This is a genomic window from Shewanella sp. 433, from assembly GCF_059338565.1.
In genome coordinates this window covers 70450-86917 of sequence record NZ_CM181703.1, presented here as the reverse complement: position 1 = coordinate 86917, position 16468 = coordinate 70450, and the positions used below count along the sequence as shown (strand labels likewise).

Here is a 16468-nt window from a genome sequence, read left to right as displayed (position 1 = left end):
TCTATTTCCACAGGCGTTCAAGCGGCCTGAATAAAAGCACTCATTTCTGAGTTTGAGCACATTTAATGCCACTAAAGCCCTAGAGAGGCAGTAAGGCATTGAGGTAGAATAGCGTATTTATTATCCACACTAGTGAGTTAACCATGCGTCCATTTTTAATTGCTCCCTCGATTCTTTCTGCCGATTTTGCCCGCCTTGGGGAAGATGTTGATGCCGTGCTCAGTGCGGGTGCCGATGTCGTTCACTTTGATGTGATGGACAATCATTACGTACCTAACCTAACCATAGGTCCTATGGTGTGTAAGGCGCTGCGTGACTATGGTGTCACGGCCGATATAGATGTGCACCTAATGGTTAAGCCTGTGGATCGTATTATTCCGGACTTTGCTGACGCTGGTGCGTCGATCATCACCTTTCACCCAGAAGCCTCAGAGCATATCGATAGAAGCTTACAGTTAATTAAAGAGGCGGGCTGTAAGGCTGGGCTGGTGTTTAATCCTGGTACGCCACTGCATTATCTTGATCATGTGATGGATAAGCTGGATGTGATTTTATTGATGTCAGTTAACCCTGGATTTGGCGGTCAGTCGTTTATTCCATCAACACTGGACAAATTACGTCAAGTGCGTCAGCGCATCGACGCCAGTGGCTTTGATATTCGTCTCGAAGTCGATGGCGGCGTTAAGGTCGACAACATTGCCGAAATTGCTGCCGCTGGCGCCGATATGTTTGTGGCGGGCTCGGCGATTTTTAGCCAACCAGATTATAAAGCGGTCATTGATGAGATGCGCGTAGAACTGGCGAAAACAGAGGTTAAGTCATGATCCATGCAAAGCAAATTAAGGCAATAGCCTTTGATCTAGACGGTACGCTCATCGACAGTGTGCCTGATCTTGCAGCCGCCACCAATGCCATGCTGGCAGAGCTAAATCTGCCTAGCTGTAGTGAGCCACAGGTACGTTCGTGGGTGGGCAATGGTGCCGAAAAGTTAGCCGAGCGAGCACTCAGCTTTGCCCATGATAGGGTGATAGATGCGGCCGAATTAGCCGATGCTATGCCGCTGTTTATGCGCCATTATCAAGCCAATTTACAGCAACACAGTAAATTGTATGACGGTGTTAAGCCGGTATTACAGCAGCTGCATGCCGCCGGATATCGCTTGGCTGTGGTCACGAATAAGCCTTATCGTTTTACCATGCCCTTACTCGAGGCCTTCGACATTGCCGAGTTCTTTAGCCTAGTGCTGGGCGGTGACTCGTTAGCCAAAATGAAACCCGATCCTATGCCGTTAACTCACCTATTAACCCAGTGGCAGTTAACACCAGAGCAGCTTTTAATGGTGGGCGACTCTAAAAACGACATTTTAGCGGCCAAAGCGGCGGGTATTGCCTCAATCGGCTTGACCTATGGGTATAACTACGGTGAAGATATCGGGCTCAGCGGTCCAAGCGCCGTATGTGAACAATTTAGTGAAATAACAGCATTAATTAACTTAACTGCTGAATCAACGGAGCAATAAACGAATGACTGCAAAACCTATCGTGTTTAGTGGTGCTCAACCATCTGGTGAGCTGAGTATTGGTAACTACATGGGTGCTCTGCGTCAGTGGGTGGGTATGCAAGACAGTCATGACTGTATTTATTGCGTTGTCGATCTCCATGCGATCACCGTTAGACAAGATCCGATTAAATTACGTGAAGCCTGTCTAGACACGCTAGCCATCTATTTGGCCTGCGGTATCGATCCTAAAAAGAGCACCGTCTTTTTACAGTCTCAGGTTCCTCAGCATACGCAATTAAGCTGGGCGTTAAACTGCTACACCCAAATGGGTGAGCTAAATCGAATGACCCAGTTCAAAGATAAGTCACAAAAACATGCCAATAATATCAACGTAGGTTTGTTCGATTATCCCGTATTGATGGCGGCCGACATTTTGCTGTATCAAGCCAACGAAGTGCCTGTTGGCCAAGATCAGAAACAGCACTTAGAGTTAACGCGTGATATTGCGACTCGCTTTAATAATGCCTATGGCGATACTTTTGTGGTACCAGAGCCCTTTATTCCGGCAACGGGGGCTAAGGTGATGTCGCTGCAAGATCCGTTGAAGAAGATGTCTAAGTCTGACGATAATCGTAATAATGTTATCGGCTTACTTGAAGATCCTAAAGCGATCATGAAGAAAGTCAAAAAAGCGATGACCGATAGTGAAGAGCCACCAGTGGTGCGTTTTGATGTCGATGCTAAGCCAGGCGTGTCTAACTTGCTGAGTTTAATGTCGGGCTGTACTGGCCAGTCGATTGCCAGTCTGGAAGCCGAGTTTGAAGGTAAGATGTATGGTCATTTAAAAGTGGCCACAGGTGAAGCTGTAGTGAATATGTTGGAGCCACTACAAGCGCGTTTTCACGAATTTAGAGCCGATCAAACCTTCCTTAATCAAGTGATGCAAGAAGGGGCTGAAAAAGCACGAGCGCGTGCCGAGGTTACGCTGAAGCAGGTATACGAAAAGATTGGCCTTATCGTCTAATCGATAGCCAATATTTTGTGTTAAAAAGCCAGCTAAGCTGGCTTTTTGCATTGCCACCAATGAAAACGTTCTATTGCTGCAGCAGGAGCCAATTAATAAAACTGGCGATGGCAGGTTCTTTGACGCGGCGTTGTTTGCATAAAAAGTTGAACTCAAATCCAGTATCTATGCTGGGAAAGGGCAGCGCGATGAGACGGTGGCGAGCAATATCGTCGGCCACCATAAAATCCGATGCTAAGGCCACGCCTTGGCCTGCAATCGCCGCTTCAATGGCGAGTAACACATGGCTAAAAAGGTGCTGCTTAGTATGGCGAGTAACGGCAAGCTGATGATGGGCTAACCAACGCTGCCAATCGAGCCCCAGCGGTCCCTCATCAACGGTCAGTAAAGGTTGCTGGGCCAACCAAGGTAGATCCAGCGTCTGCCCTTGATTGACAAAGTCGGGGCTGCAAACCGGGATAAGGCGCTCTCGATGAAGCAGTTGTTGCCAGTAGCCTTTTTGCTGTTTTTGCCCGGTAATAAACATATCGGCTTCACTATGGGACAGCACAGGATCGTCGGTGACCATGTCGAGGCGGATCTGAATTTCGGGTTGATGACGCCTAAATTCACTTAGGCGTGGGATCAACCATTTCACCGCAAATGAGCTGTATACCGCTAACCGTAATGCCTGTTGCTGCTCACCAATCATCTGTTGATTAAGCACACTCAATTCATTAAAAATTCGCGCCGCTTCTTGGTAGAGCCGTTGCCCTTTGTCGGTGAGTTTTAATGCGCGCCCTTCGCGCTTAAACAAGGGTTGCGCAAAATGTTCTTCAAGTAGCCGAATTTGATGTGACACCGCGCTTTGGGTAATGCACAGCTCATCGGCCGCACGGGAGAAATGTTGCTGACGCGCGGCGGCTTCAAAAACCTGCAATGCCCTTAGCGGCGGAATTTTCCTCATTGAAGTGCCTCTTGCGATCTCATTGGGTCAATGTATGAATTTAATTCATCTATTAAAAGAAATCATCACTTCTGCTTTAGTTTTTTGCTGCTTATGATGCAGCGATTATTAGATGACGTTGAGATGGCGCCAATGCAGCGAAACATTTTGATTGGGCTTGGACTGCTGGTTTTAGGCAATGTATTTAGTGCGTTATACGATGTTTCGGTTAAGTGGTTGCCCGAAGAGAGTAATGCGGTGATGTTTTTGCTGCTGCGACAAATGACGGCTATTGTGATGATGTTGCCGTTATGGTGCTATGCCGGCCGGCCAAAATCACGGTTTATTAAGTTACATATTTTACGTGCTAACAGTGGTGCACTTGGTGGTTTGTGTCTAATTGTTGGATTATTGTCGTTGCCATTAGCCACAGTAGGCTCGCTGTTTTACTCGGCGCCGTTAATGATCATTGTCATGGGGATGCTGTTTCTTAATGAGCAATTAACGCGCACGCAAGTGATGGTGGCTGTGCTGGGCTTTATTGGCATAGTGATCATATTACGTCCGAGTGAGCTCAACATGGCAGGATTAGCTGTGCTGTTTTCTGCCATGATGTTTGCAGGTAATCAATTAGCGCTGCGTAAACTGCCTAGCACCGAAGCGGCAAGCCTTACCGTGATGCTATATAACTTACTCAGCCTACCGCTGGTGGCCTTAATTGCCGCGTTAACAGGGTTTATTGGTTTTAGCTGGCAAATGTTAGGGGTGGCAATATTAAGTAACGGCTTTTTGCTGGCGTATCAGCTGTTTTGTGTATTGGCGTATCGCCGAGCACAGGCGGGCGATATTGCGGTGGCCGAATACAGTGGCTTGTTATTTGCTATCTTTTTTGGCTGGCTGTGGTTTGATGAATGGCTCGATGGGCTCAGCTGGTTTGGCGCGGCATTAATTGTATTGCCATCGCTGATTTTTCCACAAATTAAGTTGGCACTGGCTAAGCGAAAGCTGGCGTTGTCTTCACTGTAGCCATTATGCCTGGCGCCAATTAGGTACTAGGCGTCTCGAGCACTTTGATCACTTTACGCACGCCAGCAGTATTGCGGGCTATGTCTACCGCGAGATCGGCTTGCTCGCGACTGACGACGCCAAGCAAAAACACCTCGCCGTTTTCGGTGATCACCTTAATACGGGTAATATCGAGTGCGTTGTCATTGAGCATACGCGTTTTGACTTTGGTGGTGATCCAAGTGTCATTACTGCGCGTGGTAAAAGAGGTGGGGTTACCTATGCGGATCTGATTATGGATCTTACCCCCTAGGTTGAGCCCTTGGATGATATTAATCGCCTTGTCACGCAACATAGAGTTAGGTGCTTGGCCGATAACCAGCACATTACCATTCATGGCGATACCGGTAATATTAGTTTGGTTTTTAATATCATCGTGGGCGCCTAGGGCGCTCGATATTTGGAAGTCCGCATTGGTGTCATCGATTTGCGTCGAAAAACTCCGCTCATCGTTGACCATCATGGCACCACCAACCGCACCGACCATTACAGCACCGGCGCAGCCTTGAAGCAGTAAAGCAATAGCAATTAATGGGAGCCAAGCTCTCATGCTTGCTCGTCCTGCGGGAATAGCGTGCGATCGATATTGTCGCAGAGGCAATGGATCACCAATAAATGCACCTCTTGGATACGCGCGGTCACATTCGAGGGCACACGTACTTCAACATCGTTAGTGCCCATCAGGCCTGCCATCGCGCCGCCATCTTTACCTGTTAGGGCCACGATAGTCATATCACGGCTCAGCGCCGCTTCCATCGCCTTGATGACGTTACCCGAATTACCACTGGTTGAAATCGCCAGTAGAATATCGCCAGGTTGACCTAGGGCTAAGATTTGCTTAGAAAAGATCTCGTCATAGCTGTAATCGTTACCGATAGCCGTAATGGTTGAGGTGTCAGTGGTTAACGCGATAGCCGGTAACGGTGGACGCTCAATCTCATAACGGTTAAGCAGCTCGGCCGAGAAATGCTGTGCATCACCAGCGCTACCACCATTACCACAAGCTAGAATTTTGTTGCCACCTAATAGGCATTGCACCATCATTTCAGCTGCTTTCTCAATCGACTCAGGCAATGCTTCAGCAGCATCGATTTTGGTTTGGATTGAGTGAGTAAAACTATCTTTAATACGTTCTAACATGGGTAGGTCCTTAAAAAACAATAACTCTGTCAACAAGCCTTTACTTGTGTGCATGAGGCTTAGTGATCACTAAAATGCATTGGTGATCCAATTTATATCATTGGCATCTATGGCGACGACATCAAAGCGGCATTGTGCATCAATATGATTGCGCTGCATATAATGATTTGCTGCTCGACGTAGTCGCTCGATTTGGCCTCGGCTAATCGCGTGTATTGCACCACCAAACTGTTTAGATTGGCGGTATTTTACCTCAATAAAAATCCATTTTTGGCCCTCATTCATGATGAGGTCAATTTCACCAAACGGGTACCGCACATTGCGTTCGACGAATGTCAGCCCTTGAGCCTGCAAATAAGCTAACGCCGCATCTTCTGCTGAGCGGCCTCGGCTTAAATGGGCTGGCAGCGTCATAGTGGTCGCAGATTTCCGCGTTGATAACGTCCCCAGCTTAGCTGGCGGTTAATAGTACCATCCGGCGCGGCCGAAAGCAGTCCACTGCCACCAGAATATTGATAACCCGGTAAGGCTCGCATCTGGGCTAATTTACTCACCAATTGCAGCGCATCATAACCCATAATATAGAGGCGTTTTTGACTGTTGCTCCAGTTGGGCCACAGCTTAGCCACCTCTGCCGTTTCGGCATTGGCTTTTAATAGCCAAGGGATATCACTAATGGTGAGGTTATTGAGCTCCTGTGCGACGCTACGAGAGTTTCCTTCGATGCGGCTTCGACTAGTGCTGTAAAGTGGTACTGGCTGAGCAAACACACTGAAATTAACGTCGATAAAGGGTTTAAGTAAGGGCAGGTCTTGGCTGCTGGAGATCATGTAAATAGCATCAATATCGCGACGAGAGCGAAAGTCTGCCTCAATTTGATTACCCAGTAAGGCTTTAATGCGCGCAATGCGCTCTTTACTGTCAATCACGCCCAGTGACTTTTGCACTGTCACCTTCATTTCATCGCCACTATTATAAAAGTGTACCTCAGCAGTTTCCTCAGTCAGGGCTTGCCACTTTTCGTTAAAGGCATCGGCCATGCGGCGGCCGATATTATCATTGCTGGCTAATAGGAGCGGCCTTTCAACCCCGTCTTTAAACAGCTTTTGCGCGGCATCGATAGCCTCGTCGGTTGGCGACAAGGCGAAGAAAAACTGATCGGCATTAGGGGTTATGTTGTCGGCTTTATTCAGAAACAGTTGCGGCAATGGTGTGTTCTGTGGCGCCGCATTTTGCGCCTCAAGAATGGTGGCAACTTCCGATTGTAGTAGTGGGCCTATAATAAATTCGGCGCCAGCATTCACCGCCTGCTGGTAGGCGATATCGGCCCCCTTAGCTGAGTCGAAAAAGTTCACCGAAACCGAATCGTCAGGATTTGCCAGATAACTCGAGACAATACCTTGCTTAATTGGGTTAGCGATAGCGGCTCTTGAGCCGCTAAGCGGTAATAACACCGCGATATTTTTGGGTCTGTATGGCTTAGCGTTAACCGCACGCTCAAGATCCGTTGGCAGCTTCATGGCTGCTGGGTGGCGCGGATTATCATGTTGCCAAGCCGATAATTGCTGCACGAGCACTTGCGGATCTATGGCATAATGCTTAGCAATATACGCCAGCTGTAACCAACCGGTAAAAACCGGGGTGCTGGTATCTTGGCTAAATGACAACAAGGTTTGTTCATGCAGCGGCTGTAAAATCCGCCAAATCTCGTCATTAACCCGATATGAGTCTGGCTTAGGAAGATAAAGGCTCAGCAGGCTCAATTGTCTTGCTTGTTCGATAGGCTGTTTAATCAATTGGTAGAGGCGCGCCTTAAGCTGGTAATAGTTAGCCATTTGCCATTCGGCTAAGCGCCACTGGCTTGGATAATTGAGCTGGGCGAGTGCATCATCATAAGTCGAGGTAAGCTCTAGCACGCGTGCGGTTAAATATTTATGTTGCGCTAACAGTTCTGGCTTTTGCACTAAGTTAGCTTTGATTGACGCCAATGTTTGCGCCGCATTAGTGGTATCGCCCTGATTAATAAAGGCGTGGGCCGCTTGCAACATGAGTCTATCGCGTTGCTCTGCAGATGATGCCTTTGCAGCATCGGCTAAATACTGTGAGGCATTGAGTGGCGCGCTGCTCAAAGAGACCTGGCTTTGGGTCTCCTTAACTGGCGGTGTCGAAGTGGCACAACCAAATAACACCGTTGATAAAACCGCGATAAAGATAAATTTAGTTGTATTCAGTCTTTTTAACACAGGACTTCACTCTGGTAAGATGCTGGCTGTAGTTTAACCTGCTCTTCAGCTTGACGAAAGTCTTGTGACAATCATTACAGAGGTAGATATGGACCTGTCGGTCGCGCTTTACATAGTTCCAACCCCCATAGGCAACCTTGGAGACATCAGTACTCGTGCAATCGAGGTGCTGAATCAGGTGTCACTTATCGCCTGCGAAGACACGCGTCACAGTGGTAAATTACTTAGCCATTTTGGTATCGAAACCCGTAAAACGGCGCTACATGATCATAATGAAAGGGATCGTGCCCAGTGGATCATTCAAAAACTGTCCAATGGCGAAGCGGTCGCGTTAATCTCTGATGCGGGCACGCCTTTGATTTCAGACCCCGGATATCACTTGGTTTCTCAGGTGCGAGAGGCAGGTTACAACGTTATTCCGCTACCTGGGCCTTGTGCTGCCATTACCGCACTGAGTGCGTCAGGGTTACCATCGGATCGCTTTTCTTTTGAAGGCTTCTTGCCGGCCAAAGAGAAGGGCCGCCTCGATAAGTTAACCGAACTGGCTGAAGATCCACGTACGCTGATTTTTTATGAATCGCCTCACCGCATCGTCCACAGTCTCGAATCTATCGTGGCCGCGCTAGGCGAAGATCGCCATGTGGTGATGGCGCGAGAAGTGACTAAGACCTTCGAAACCTTCCTCTCAGGCTCGGCCGCTGAAATCTTGCAGACGGTAAAGCAAGATCCTAATCAGCAAAAAGGTGAAATTGTGCTGATGTGCCATGGTCATCGAATTAATGATGATGAAGGCATCCCAACGGTGGCTATCAACACGCTTAAACTGTTAATTGAAGAGTTACCGTTAAAAAAGGCTGCTGCCATCGCTGCACAGATCCACGGATTGAAGAAAAATGCCCTATATAAATATGGCTTAGAGATCGGATTGTAATCGATTATCCAGTGTAGCTTGTCTGTGACGAAGATTAGGTGGAATGCCAAGAGTCATTAAGCTATAATCCGCGCCGAGTTGGCCAGACAGTTGCTGCGTTCGCAAGAACGGGGAGGAAAGTCCGGGCTTCAAAGAGCAGGGTACCAGGGAACGCCTGGGCGGTGTGAACCGACGACAAGTGCAGCAGAGAGGAGACCGCCAGCTTGATTTATCAAGTTGGTAAGGGTGAAAGGGTGCGGTAAGAGCGCACCGTGCGGCTAGCAATAGTCCGTAGCAAGGTAAACTCTACCCGAAGCAAGACCAAATAGGGTTCCGTATGGCGTGGCTCGCGTTGGAACCGGGTAGGTCGCTTGAGCCTGTGAGCGATTGCAGGCCTAGATGAATAACTGTCCACGACAGGACCCGGCTTATCGGCCAACTCACCCTCTTTATACGAAAGGCCTCACAGCAATGTGAGGCCTTTTGTGCTTATACAGTCTCATTAGGATAAAACACCAGTACTCATTGTTTTTTCACCGGCTATTATCTCAACTCCCCCTTATTCAAGCCCAAACATCCGAAGCGAATTTTTCTCATCCATAGGCGGCGATTAATACTGCATTCTTTCAACGCAGCAGAATAAAGCCGAATATGTTTTATATCACAGTTCAAATGACCTTTTTGTGTTAACATCTCACCGCTAAATCTTACTAAATATAAACATTGTAAAAATACAAATAAGGTCACCGTTCATTTTGCCATTAATGCGACGCTCGAAAGGGTTGAAATGGAGTTCACCGATGCAAATGGTCTTACGCGGTTTATATGCAAATATTAGATAATCGTACTTTACTCGTCGTCACTGCACTTATTTCATTTGGCTCTGCCGTGGCGTTAATTTCGTTGTGGCGAGCGCAACATCAGCGTAATGGTTCAGGCTTTTGGGCATCGGGCATGTCTTGTATTGCTTTAGGTTGTGTGCTGCTTTTTGGGCGGGGTAACCTGCCAGATTTTCTCTCCATTGTTATCGCTAACACTTTTTATGTGATTGGTTTTTTGCTTATTTATCGTGGTGTGCGTATTTTTACGGGTCGTGCTTCCATAGAGTTATTGGATGTTGGTTTTCCACTGCTGACATTGCTGCTGTTTAGTTACTTCTACTATATCGATAACAATCTCAATATGAGAATCGTAGTGCTTAGCGCGGCCTTTTTTATGATATGCGCCATGATAGTAAAGACATTATTGGCTGAGAAGGACGCACCGTGGCGCACCGCAGGTTATGCAGTTGCGTTTATGTTTGGCTTATTTGGGTTATCCCATGGTATTCGTGGTGTCATTGCGCTTTTTTCTACCTCCTATAGTGAATTTTTAGATCCGAGTTTGACTTCCTCCAGTGTGTTATTAAGTGGTGTGTTTATTATTGGTGGTATTGCTATTTCGCTGGTTTTACTGAGTTATTCGGTATTAGAGTCTAAATTACGCATTTTGTCCTTGGCGATTGAGCAGTCGGCATCATCCATTATTATTACTGATAATGCGGGGGCGATTAACTATGTTAATCCGGCCTTTATTGAGAAAACTGGGTATTGCCCAGATGAGCTGATAGGGCAAAATCCGCGTGTCTTACAATCGGGTGAAATGAATCCCAATGAATATTCAAGATTGTGGCGGGCGATCTCTTCTGGACATACGTGGCGTGGTGAATTTCATAATCGTAAGAAAAACGGTGAGCTTTTTTGGGAGATAGCGTCTATCGCGCCAGTGAAGCAGCGTAACGGTAACATTAGTCATTTTGTCGCGGTTAAGGAAGATATCACCGATTTAAAAGAGGCTAAAAAACGTATCCACCACTTAGCCAATCATGATGCCTTAACTGGCTTGCCCACCAGAGCGTTTTTTATGCAGAGCCTGAATGATGCCTTGCTCACGGCGCACAGCAAGAATGGAGCGGTGCTTTTTGTTGATTTAGATGGGTTTAAGGCGATCAATGATTCGCTTGGCCATGATGCGGGTGATCAGTTATTAATCGAAGCGACTCAGCGTCTTAGCTGCAGCGTTCGCGATATCGATACCGTTGCGCGTATTGGCGGCGATGAGTTTTTGATTTTATGTACAGAAGTTGAGAGTCAGGTTTCGGTTAAGTTGGTCGCCGAGCGCATTGTCAATGTATTAGCCCAGTCTTTTACTTATGATGATGTCGAGGTCAAGATCACGGCCAGTATTGGCATCGCCTTATATCCTCAACATAGCGATAATGCCGATGCCTTGGTGAAAATGGCCGATAAGGCGATGTATCAGGTTAAAAGGCAAGGTAAAAATAATTACGCGTTCGCGACATTACCTTCGTAGTCGTCAGCGGTGGCGCGTGATCATGGGGTACAACCCTGAATCTTTAACCTTACCCTGTAACTTAAACCTTAGTCGCTAGGCGATAGGTAAGCTGACGGTAACCGTGAGCCCCGCTTGGGGGCGTGATGTTAGGGTGAGTTTACCGCGATGCAGCTCAACAATATGATGGCAAATCGATAATCCTAAGCCCGCCCCCGAACCTTCATTTTCATTGACTCGATAGAAGCGCTCTACGGCATTAGCAATTTGCTCTGGCGTCATCCCTTGGCCGTTATCTGTAATATCAATATCGATGTAGTTGGCGTTTCTTGTCGCGCTAATGCGGATAAGTGATTCTTTTGGGCTGTATTTACAGGCGTTTTCTAGTAGGTTTTTAAGCACTAATTCGATATAAAAATGGTCGGCGGCCACATACAGATCACTGGGGATCGCCATCTCCCATTCGAAATCGGTGATCCCTGGCATAAGCTGATTTAATGCCTCCTCCACCATAGTTTGTACATGGCTAGGGCCTAACGTTAGTTCCTCTATCGAATCGACCCGTGCGAGTAATAACAGTTGTTCTACAGTATGACTGAGACGGGTGACGCCGCTGTTAATGGCGGCTAAATGTAATTTAGCTTGTTGTGACGGGGGGATAAGCTCTGCTAGTCCATCTTGATGCAGCTTAATGACCGACAGTGGCGTTTTTAATTCATGCGCCGCATCAGCGCTGAAGCGTCGTTCTCGCGCTAAGGCGTTGGCAAAGCGGTTGATGTATAAGTTGAGCGCTTTCTGCACCGGAAGAAGTTCGCTCGGCAGGGGCATAGAGATAGGCGTGACATCATGAGGGCTACGTTGGTTGAGCCGTTGCTCGAACGCCTTGAGCGGTTTAAATAGCCAATAAGAGAGCAGTAACATAGCCAGCAGCACAATGGGTGCGATCATTAAGGGGGCGCTGACGGCATTATGCATAATTTGTGATACCAGCTCTTGGCGCACGTCATCTTGCTGGGCGGTGACAATCCAGATGTGGTTATCTTTTGAATAATAGCTAAACACATGCCACAGTTCATCGGTTAAGATTTTTTGATGATAACCGGCGACAAACTCAGTTATCGGCTGGGCGGTAATGTTGTCAGACAGAATTAATGGCTCACCGTTATCTGACCATATTTGAAACGCTAATTTGTGTTCATAGGAGAGTTGTAGGGCGTCAGCCTGTTCAGCAAAAGTATCTACATCACTATTTTCAATGTGAAATAGCTGCGCCTGCTCGGTTAGTGCTTGGGCATCACTTGCTGTGATGCCATGTTGATAAAACAGCTCCAACATTTTAGCCGTTTGCATCATTTGCGCATCGAAAAGTTCTTCAATCTGCTCTGAAGCATCACGGGTGCTCATCCAGCTCGATAAGCCAACCGACAGGGCGATGCCTGTCAGCATCAGCGTGGTTAGCATCAAACGTAGTGAATACATTATTCGGTCTCAACCAAGGTATAGCCTATGCCGCGTACGGTTTTGATCAATTCATTGGTGGTTTTTTTGCGTAAGTGATGAATGTGCACTTCGATAGAGTTACTACCGACCTCATCCCAGCCATAGGTGAGCTGCTCAAGCTGGTGGCGAGTTAGCACTCTGCCAGCCGATTGCGCCAACTCATGTAACAGCTGGTACTCGCGCCGAGAGAGTGAGATTAAGCGCTCACGAAACTGCACCTCGCGGGTATCTAAGTTCATGTGCAAGGCGCCAACGCTTAAGCTGTTGTTATTTTGCCCATGATGACGGCGTACAATGGCGCGGATCCGCGCGGCGAGCTCGCGCACATCGAAGGGTTTGCTAAGGTAATCGTCGGCGCCCATGTCTAAACAGGCCAATTTGGTGTCGAAATCGGTATTGGCGGTTAGCACTATGGTGGGGGTGGACAACCCTTGCTTACGCCAATGTTTTAATAGGTCTTTGCCGCTGCCATCGGGCAAGCCAAGGTCGAGCACTATGGCGCTGAAGGTCTCGTTGTGTACCGAGTTGAGCGCCTGTTGATAGCTACTAAGGTGATCGATCTGCATGCCAACTTTGCCGAGGCTAAGGCAGATCCCTTGGGCGAGTAACTCATTATCTTCCACAAGCAGTATACGCATATTGATCCTATTGCGATGACCCAACATGGATGCGGTCGGTTTATTTATATCAAGTTGTGGGTCAATTATCGATATACTTGAAAATAGACGCCTTGCGCCGTCAAAAAGGCCTCGGCGTTAGCGCCTTCTAACATGGCCATGGTCGACAGCATGCCAGCCATCACACAATTTTGTGCTAATACGGTGACCGATAGCGGTGCGTTTTCTACGGGAAAACCACTACTCGGGTCGACAATGTGGCCGTAACGCTTATGGTCCTTTTCAAGGTAACGCCTTGTTGTGCCGCTGGTGGCGAGAGCGCCTTGGCGGATCTGTAATAACGCGCTCGCGCTATCTAACGCATTGGGGTTTTCGATGCCCACTTGCCAAGCACTTTCGGGGGATGTGCGTGCCACAGGGCAGGCGATATCACCGCCAAAGTTCACCAGTACCGAAAGCGCTGGCCAGCGCTCGGCTATTAACCTGGCGGTATTATCGACCGCATACTCTTTGGCGATGCCGCCAAAATCTAAACTCATGGCCTTGGGCATCTGTAGGCTGGTCGGGGTGATGTGCAGCGCCGAAAAGTCGACCAAGGATTTAGCGTGGTTGATCTCTTGGGCTGAGGGGATGCGCCCATGTTGGAGGTCTTCAAAGCGCCATAGCTGCATTAATGGGCCCGCGCTGATGTCGAAACGGCCATCACTGAGGCTATAGCACTGCTGCGCAAAGCTGAGCAAACGATGGGTTTCAGCGTCGATGGGCATGGGGTTGCCATCGCCATGATTAAGCTGCCAAAGAGGATTATGGCTGATAAATCGGCTGTATTTGGTTTCTATTCGCTTAGCTTCATGGGCAGCGAGGTTAAGGATGTGGCTGGCCGTGGTCACATCTGACGTGGCGATAAGTAATTCGCAAGGACTGGCCATGGCGCGAAATTGTCCCAAAAATCCCCACGGGCGGGGATGCAGCTCTGCACCTTGGGCTAAAGGGGGCAGCGTCATTTCGGTGTGCGTCATTGGGGCATGTGAGTTACTGAGCGCCATAGCTGTCCTTAAAGGCCCGCATCTGCGGGCACGAGATTGGCTAAAATGAGTAGCTAAATTGCGCCATGATCGCCTTTACCTGAGGGAATTGATCATAGTTTTTCAATTGGCCTATCAACTCGGTGCCATTATTTTCAGGGTTTTGTTGATAATACTCCAATCGATAGCTTATTTCATGGCCGCCCGCTAAGCGTTGACCAAATTTAATGCCAACGGTATAAGCCGTCATGTCACCAATACGGTAATCGGCGCTGGCATATTCAGGCAGTGGGTCTGAGGTGAGCAGAAACGGTTGATAAAAGTTAGCCGCCTGTTGTTGATAGTAGCGCAAATGAATTTGACCATAGAAATTACCACTGAAATAGTAGCGATAGTGGGTTTCTAAGGTGTGTGATTGAATGTCCCAATCGTCAGTGCTGTAACGATAAGAGAAATCCACCACGCCTGAGTCCAGTGCGCCTTTCGTCATCATGTAAAAGCTATGCTTTAGGCGTGAATCGGGTCTGTTTTCATACAGGTAGTCTTGGGTGGTACCTGTGCTATCGACTTGGCTTAATATTTTGTACGGATCATTCATGTAGCCAGAGACGCTTGATAAGCCGTAGTTGGCTTGGAGCAACCAGCGACGGTTAAGCACTTGAGTCACCCCTAGCAATACATCGGCGGTACTCTTGTCTTCGGTGCCCTCGATACGGGTGCGATTGAACGCCGCGCGATAATCATCTTCATTTTGAAAGTCGCCACGATGCACCATTGCCGAAAATGCCACCGGTTTGCCGCCAACGGGATCGATAACATCATAGGTATAGGAGCCAGATAACGCTAAGGTAGTGTTATCTTTATTGAAGCTGCGCTCTACGCCGCCATTGAGACCCATCGACATATAATCGAACTCTTTGGAGCCATAAATACCGCCGTTAACCTTCCATTGGGGGGTTAAGGTTTCACTCCAGTTGACGCTAGCCTGTACGCGAGTGTCATGAAAGGTGTCATCAAGGGGCGTTTCGCCAGGGGCAACCACATATTCACCATTGCCCGAGGGGCGAGTGAATGTTTGGCTGGTGTCTTGCGCCACTGCCCCCGAGGCCGATGCGCCAGTTAGGCTGTCGACGACTAATTTCATGTCGAGTAGCGAGGTGTCGCCAAAGGCTTTTTGTACGTTACCTATCGCCTCGACCGCTTGCACTCTGTCTTGTTCGCCGTAATACATTACGGCGGCATCGACCTTCCAATCATCAAGGCTCGTTTCAGTTGCTTGCGCTTGCTGGCCAACTAAGGAGCAGCTCGCCATCGCCAGTGCACTGGCAATATTGCGATGTTTAGTTAATTGCATCCGCAACCTCCACCCGCAAATGCGCGGCCACCACTGGTACCTTCTTTACTGAAATAGATATGATCATCAAGGGCATAATCGAGCTTTTCAGCATCTAACGCCATGTCGGCGCGGGCCAGTTGATCTTTTTCCCACGGCTCTACACCTAGGTTCGAACAGGCCGATAGACTGGTGATAATGGTTAAGGTCAGAATTGTTTTTTTCATTGCTTACTCCTTTAATAGCGTCACGAGCTCTTGCTCATACTGCGATGCATATTCTTCGAAAAAGCCCATGTGGCTCTGAACGAGCTCGCCTTGTTTGTTAAAGATAAAGCTGCTTGGCATACCTTGAAGATTAAATGCTTGCGCTGTGGTGCCTTCGGGGTCGAAACGCACATGAAATTGCGCCGGTAACTTACTGAGAAATTTATCCGCTAACGCTTTTTCGGTATCCAAATTAATGGCGACGATGGCGAGTCCTTGTTGCTGATATTTAGCTTGCATGGCGTTCATCCAAGGAAAAGATTTGCGGCACGGACCGCACCAAGAAGCCCAAAAGTCGACATAAACGACTTGGCCTTTAAATTGGTTAAGTGTGGTTTGCTCGCCTTGTGAGGTTAATACCGGGTGCGACAACGAAGGCGCAGCATAGGTTGGCAGCGAGAATAAACTTGAACAGGCCAAGCTAAGCAGTAGCAGCAATTGCTTCATAAAGTCGATTCCAGATGAGGTGATGCTTATCAATCTAGTGTGCAAATCTTAAGGTTTTCTTAACACTTGCCAGTAAAGATTGAGTTGATTTTCATGTGTAGAACATCATCTGGCTGGCCGACCCCGCGAGTAGGAAGTGGG

General features: G+C 48.1%; 17 protein-coding genes and 1 other RNA gene. 7 read left to right on the top strand and 11 right to left on the bottom strand.

Annotation, left to right across the window (positions count from 1 at the left end; all coding sequences use genetic code 11):
* Nucleotides 1–143: 143 nt before the first annotated feature.
* The 3 genes from rpe to trpS are packed head-to-tail and all read left to right on the top strand — an operon-like array spanning nucleotide 144 to nucleotide 2525.
* Nucleotides 144–824 carry a ribulose-phosphate 3-epimerase gene (gene rpe, locus AC5YB1_RS00390; protein ID WP_475515537.1) on the top strand — a complete coding sequence of 227 codons (681 nt, stop codon included), beginning with the start codon at nucleotides 144–146 and terminating at the stop codon, nucleotides 822–824.
* Entirely contained in the window at nucleotides 821–1519 is a 699-nt protein-coding gene (locus tag AC5YB1_RS00385; protein ID WP_475515538.1) for a phosphoglycolate phosphatase, read from the top strand. Before rpe ends, AC5YB1_RS00385 begins: the two co-directional genes overlap by 4 nt.
* A gap of 4 nt (nucleotides 1520–1523) precedes the next feature.
* Entirely contained in the window at nucleotides 1524–2525 is a 1002-nt protein-coding gene (trpS, locus tag AC5YB1_RS00380; RefSeq protein ID WP_475515539.1) for a tryptophan--tRNA ligase, read from the top strand.
* A 70-nt stretch (nucleotides 2526–2595) separates the two neighbouring features.
* On the opposite strand, the gene AC5YB1_RS00375 is transcribed toward trpS, so the two are convergent.
* Nucleotides 2596–3471 carry a LysR substrate-binding domain-containing protein gene (locus tag AC5YB1_RS00375; RefSeq protein WP_494520328.1) on the bottom strand — a complete coding sequence of 292 codons (876 nt, stop codon included), beginning with the start codon at nucleotides 3469–3471 and terminating at the stop codon, nucleotides 2596–2598.
* Between the two features lie 132 nt (nucleotides 3472–3603).
* On the opposite strand from AC5YB1_RS00375, the gene AC5YB1_RS00370 reads away from it, so the two are divergent.
* Nucleotides 3604–4476, top strand: coding sequence for a DMT family transporter (locus AC5YB1_RS00370; RefSeq protein WP_475516897.1), 873 nt, complete (start codon nucleotides 3604–3606; stop codon nucleotides 4474–4476).
* 19 nt (nucleotides 4477–4495) lie between these two features.
* Here AC5YB1_RS00370 and dolP read toward each other — a convergent pair whose 3' ends face one another.
* From dolP to AC5YB1_RS00350, 4 genes are all read right to left on the bottom strand, one after another.
* Nucleotides 4496–5065 (bottom strand): division/outer membrane stress-associated lipid-binding lipoprotein, encoded by a 570-nt coding sequence (gene dolP, locus AC5YB1_RS00365; protein ID WP_475515541.1) that lies wholly within the window; start codon nucleotides 5063–5065, stop codon nucleotides 4496–4498.
* Nucleotides 5062–5655, bottom strand: a complete 594-nt coding sequence (locus AC5YB1_RS00360) for a phosphoheptose isomerase (protein WP_110459085.1) — start codon at nucleotides 5653–5655, stop codon at nucleotides 5062–5064. The genes dolP and AC5YB1_RS00360 overlap by 4 nt, the downstream gene beginning before the upstream one ends.
* A 69-nt stretch (nucleotides 5656–5724) precedes the next feature.
* A complete protein-coding gene (locus AC5YB1_RS00355; protein ID WP_475515542.1) occupies nucleotides 5725–6069 on the bottom strand; it encodes a YraN family protein in 345 nt (114 codons plus the stop codon).
* Nucleotides 6066–7898, bottom strand: a complete 1833-nt coding sequence (locus AC5YB1_RS00350; protein WP_494520327.1) for a penicillin-binding protein activator — start codon at nucleotides 7896–7898, stop codon at nucleotides 6066–6068. The genes AC5YB1_RS00355 and AC5YB1_RS00350 overlap by 4 nt, the downstream gene beginning before the upstream one ends.
* 88 nt (nucleotides 7899–7986) lie before the next feature.
* On the opposite strand from AC5YB1_RS00350, the gene rsmI reads away from it, so the two are divergent.
* The 3 genes from rsmI to AC5YB1_RS00335 all read left to right on the top strand — a co-directional run bounded on the left by rsmI (nucleotide 7987) and on the right by AC5YB1_RS00335 (nucleotide 11160).
* Entirely contained in the window at nucleotides 7987–8829 is an 843-nt protein-coding gene (gene rsmI, locus AC5YB1_RS00345; protein WP_110459018.1) for a 16S rRNA (cytidine(1402)-2'-O)-methyltransferase, read from the top strand.
* A 74-nt stretch (nucleotides 8830–8903) separates the two neighbouring features.
* An RNA gene (gene rnpB, locus AC5YB1_RS00340) (RNase P RNA component class A) lies at nucleotides 8904–9255 on the top strand.
* A 378-nt stretch (nucleotides 9256–9633) separates the two neighbouring features.
* Nucleotides 9634–11160 (top strand): diguanylate cyclase domain-containing protein, encoded by a 1527-nt coding sequence (locus AC5YB1_RS00335; RefSeq protein ID WP_494520326.1) that lies wholly within the window; start codon nucleotides 9634–9636, stop codon nucleotides 11158–11160.
* 75 nt (nucleotides 11161–11235) lie between these two features.
* On the opposite strand, the gene AC5YB1_RS00330 is transcribed toward AC5YB1_RS00335, so the two are convergent.
* The 6 genes from AC5YB1_RS00330 to AC5YB1_RS00305 all read right to left on the bottom strand — a co-directional run bounded on the left by AC5YB1_RS00330 (nucleotide 11236) and on the right by AC5YB1_RS00305 (nucleotide 16327).
* On the bottom strand, nucleotides 11236–12618 hold the full coding sequence (locus AC5YB1_RS00330) for an ATP-binding protein (protein WP_494520325.1): 1383 nt from the start codon (nucleotides 12616–12618) through the stop codon (nucleotides 11236–11238).
* A complete protein-coding gene (locus AC5YB1_RS00325; protein WP_494520324.1) occupies nucleotides 12618–13277 on the bottom strand; it encodes a response regulator in 660 nt (219 codons plus the stop codon). Before AC5YB1_RS00325 ends, AC5YB1_RS00330 begins: the two co-directional genes overlap by 1 nt.
* Nucleotides 13278–13342: 65 nt before the next feature.
* A complete protein-coding gene (locus AC5YB1_RS00320) occupies nucleotides 13343–14260 on the bottom strand; it encodes an FAD:protein FMN transferase (protein WP_494521677.1) in 918 nt (305 codons plus the stop codon).
* Nucleotides 14261–14342: 82 nt separating this feature from the next.
* Nucleotides 14343–15635, bottom strand: a complete 1293-nt coding sequence (locus AC5YB1_RS00315) for a DUF3570 domain-containing protein (protein ID WP_494520323.1) — start codon at nucleotides 15633–15635, stop codon at nucleotides 14343–14345.
* Nucleotides 15626–15841 (bottom strand): DUF4266 domain-containing protein, encoded by a 216-nt coding sequence (locus tag AC5YB1_RS00310; RefSeq protein WP_494520322.1) that lies wholly within the window; start codon nucleotides 15839–15841, stop codon nucleotides 15626–15628. The genes AC5YB1_RS00315 and AC5YB1_RS00310 overlap by 10 nt, the downstream gene beginning before the upstream one ends.
* Nucleotides 15842–15844: 3 nt before the next feature.
* Nucleotides 15845–16327, bottom strand: coding sequence for a TlpA family protein disulfide reductase (locus AC5YB1_RS00305; protein WP_475515549.1), 483 nt, complete (start codon nucleotides 16325–16327; stop codon nucleotides 15845–15847).
* Nucleotides 16328–16468 lie beyond the last annotated feature (141 nt).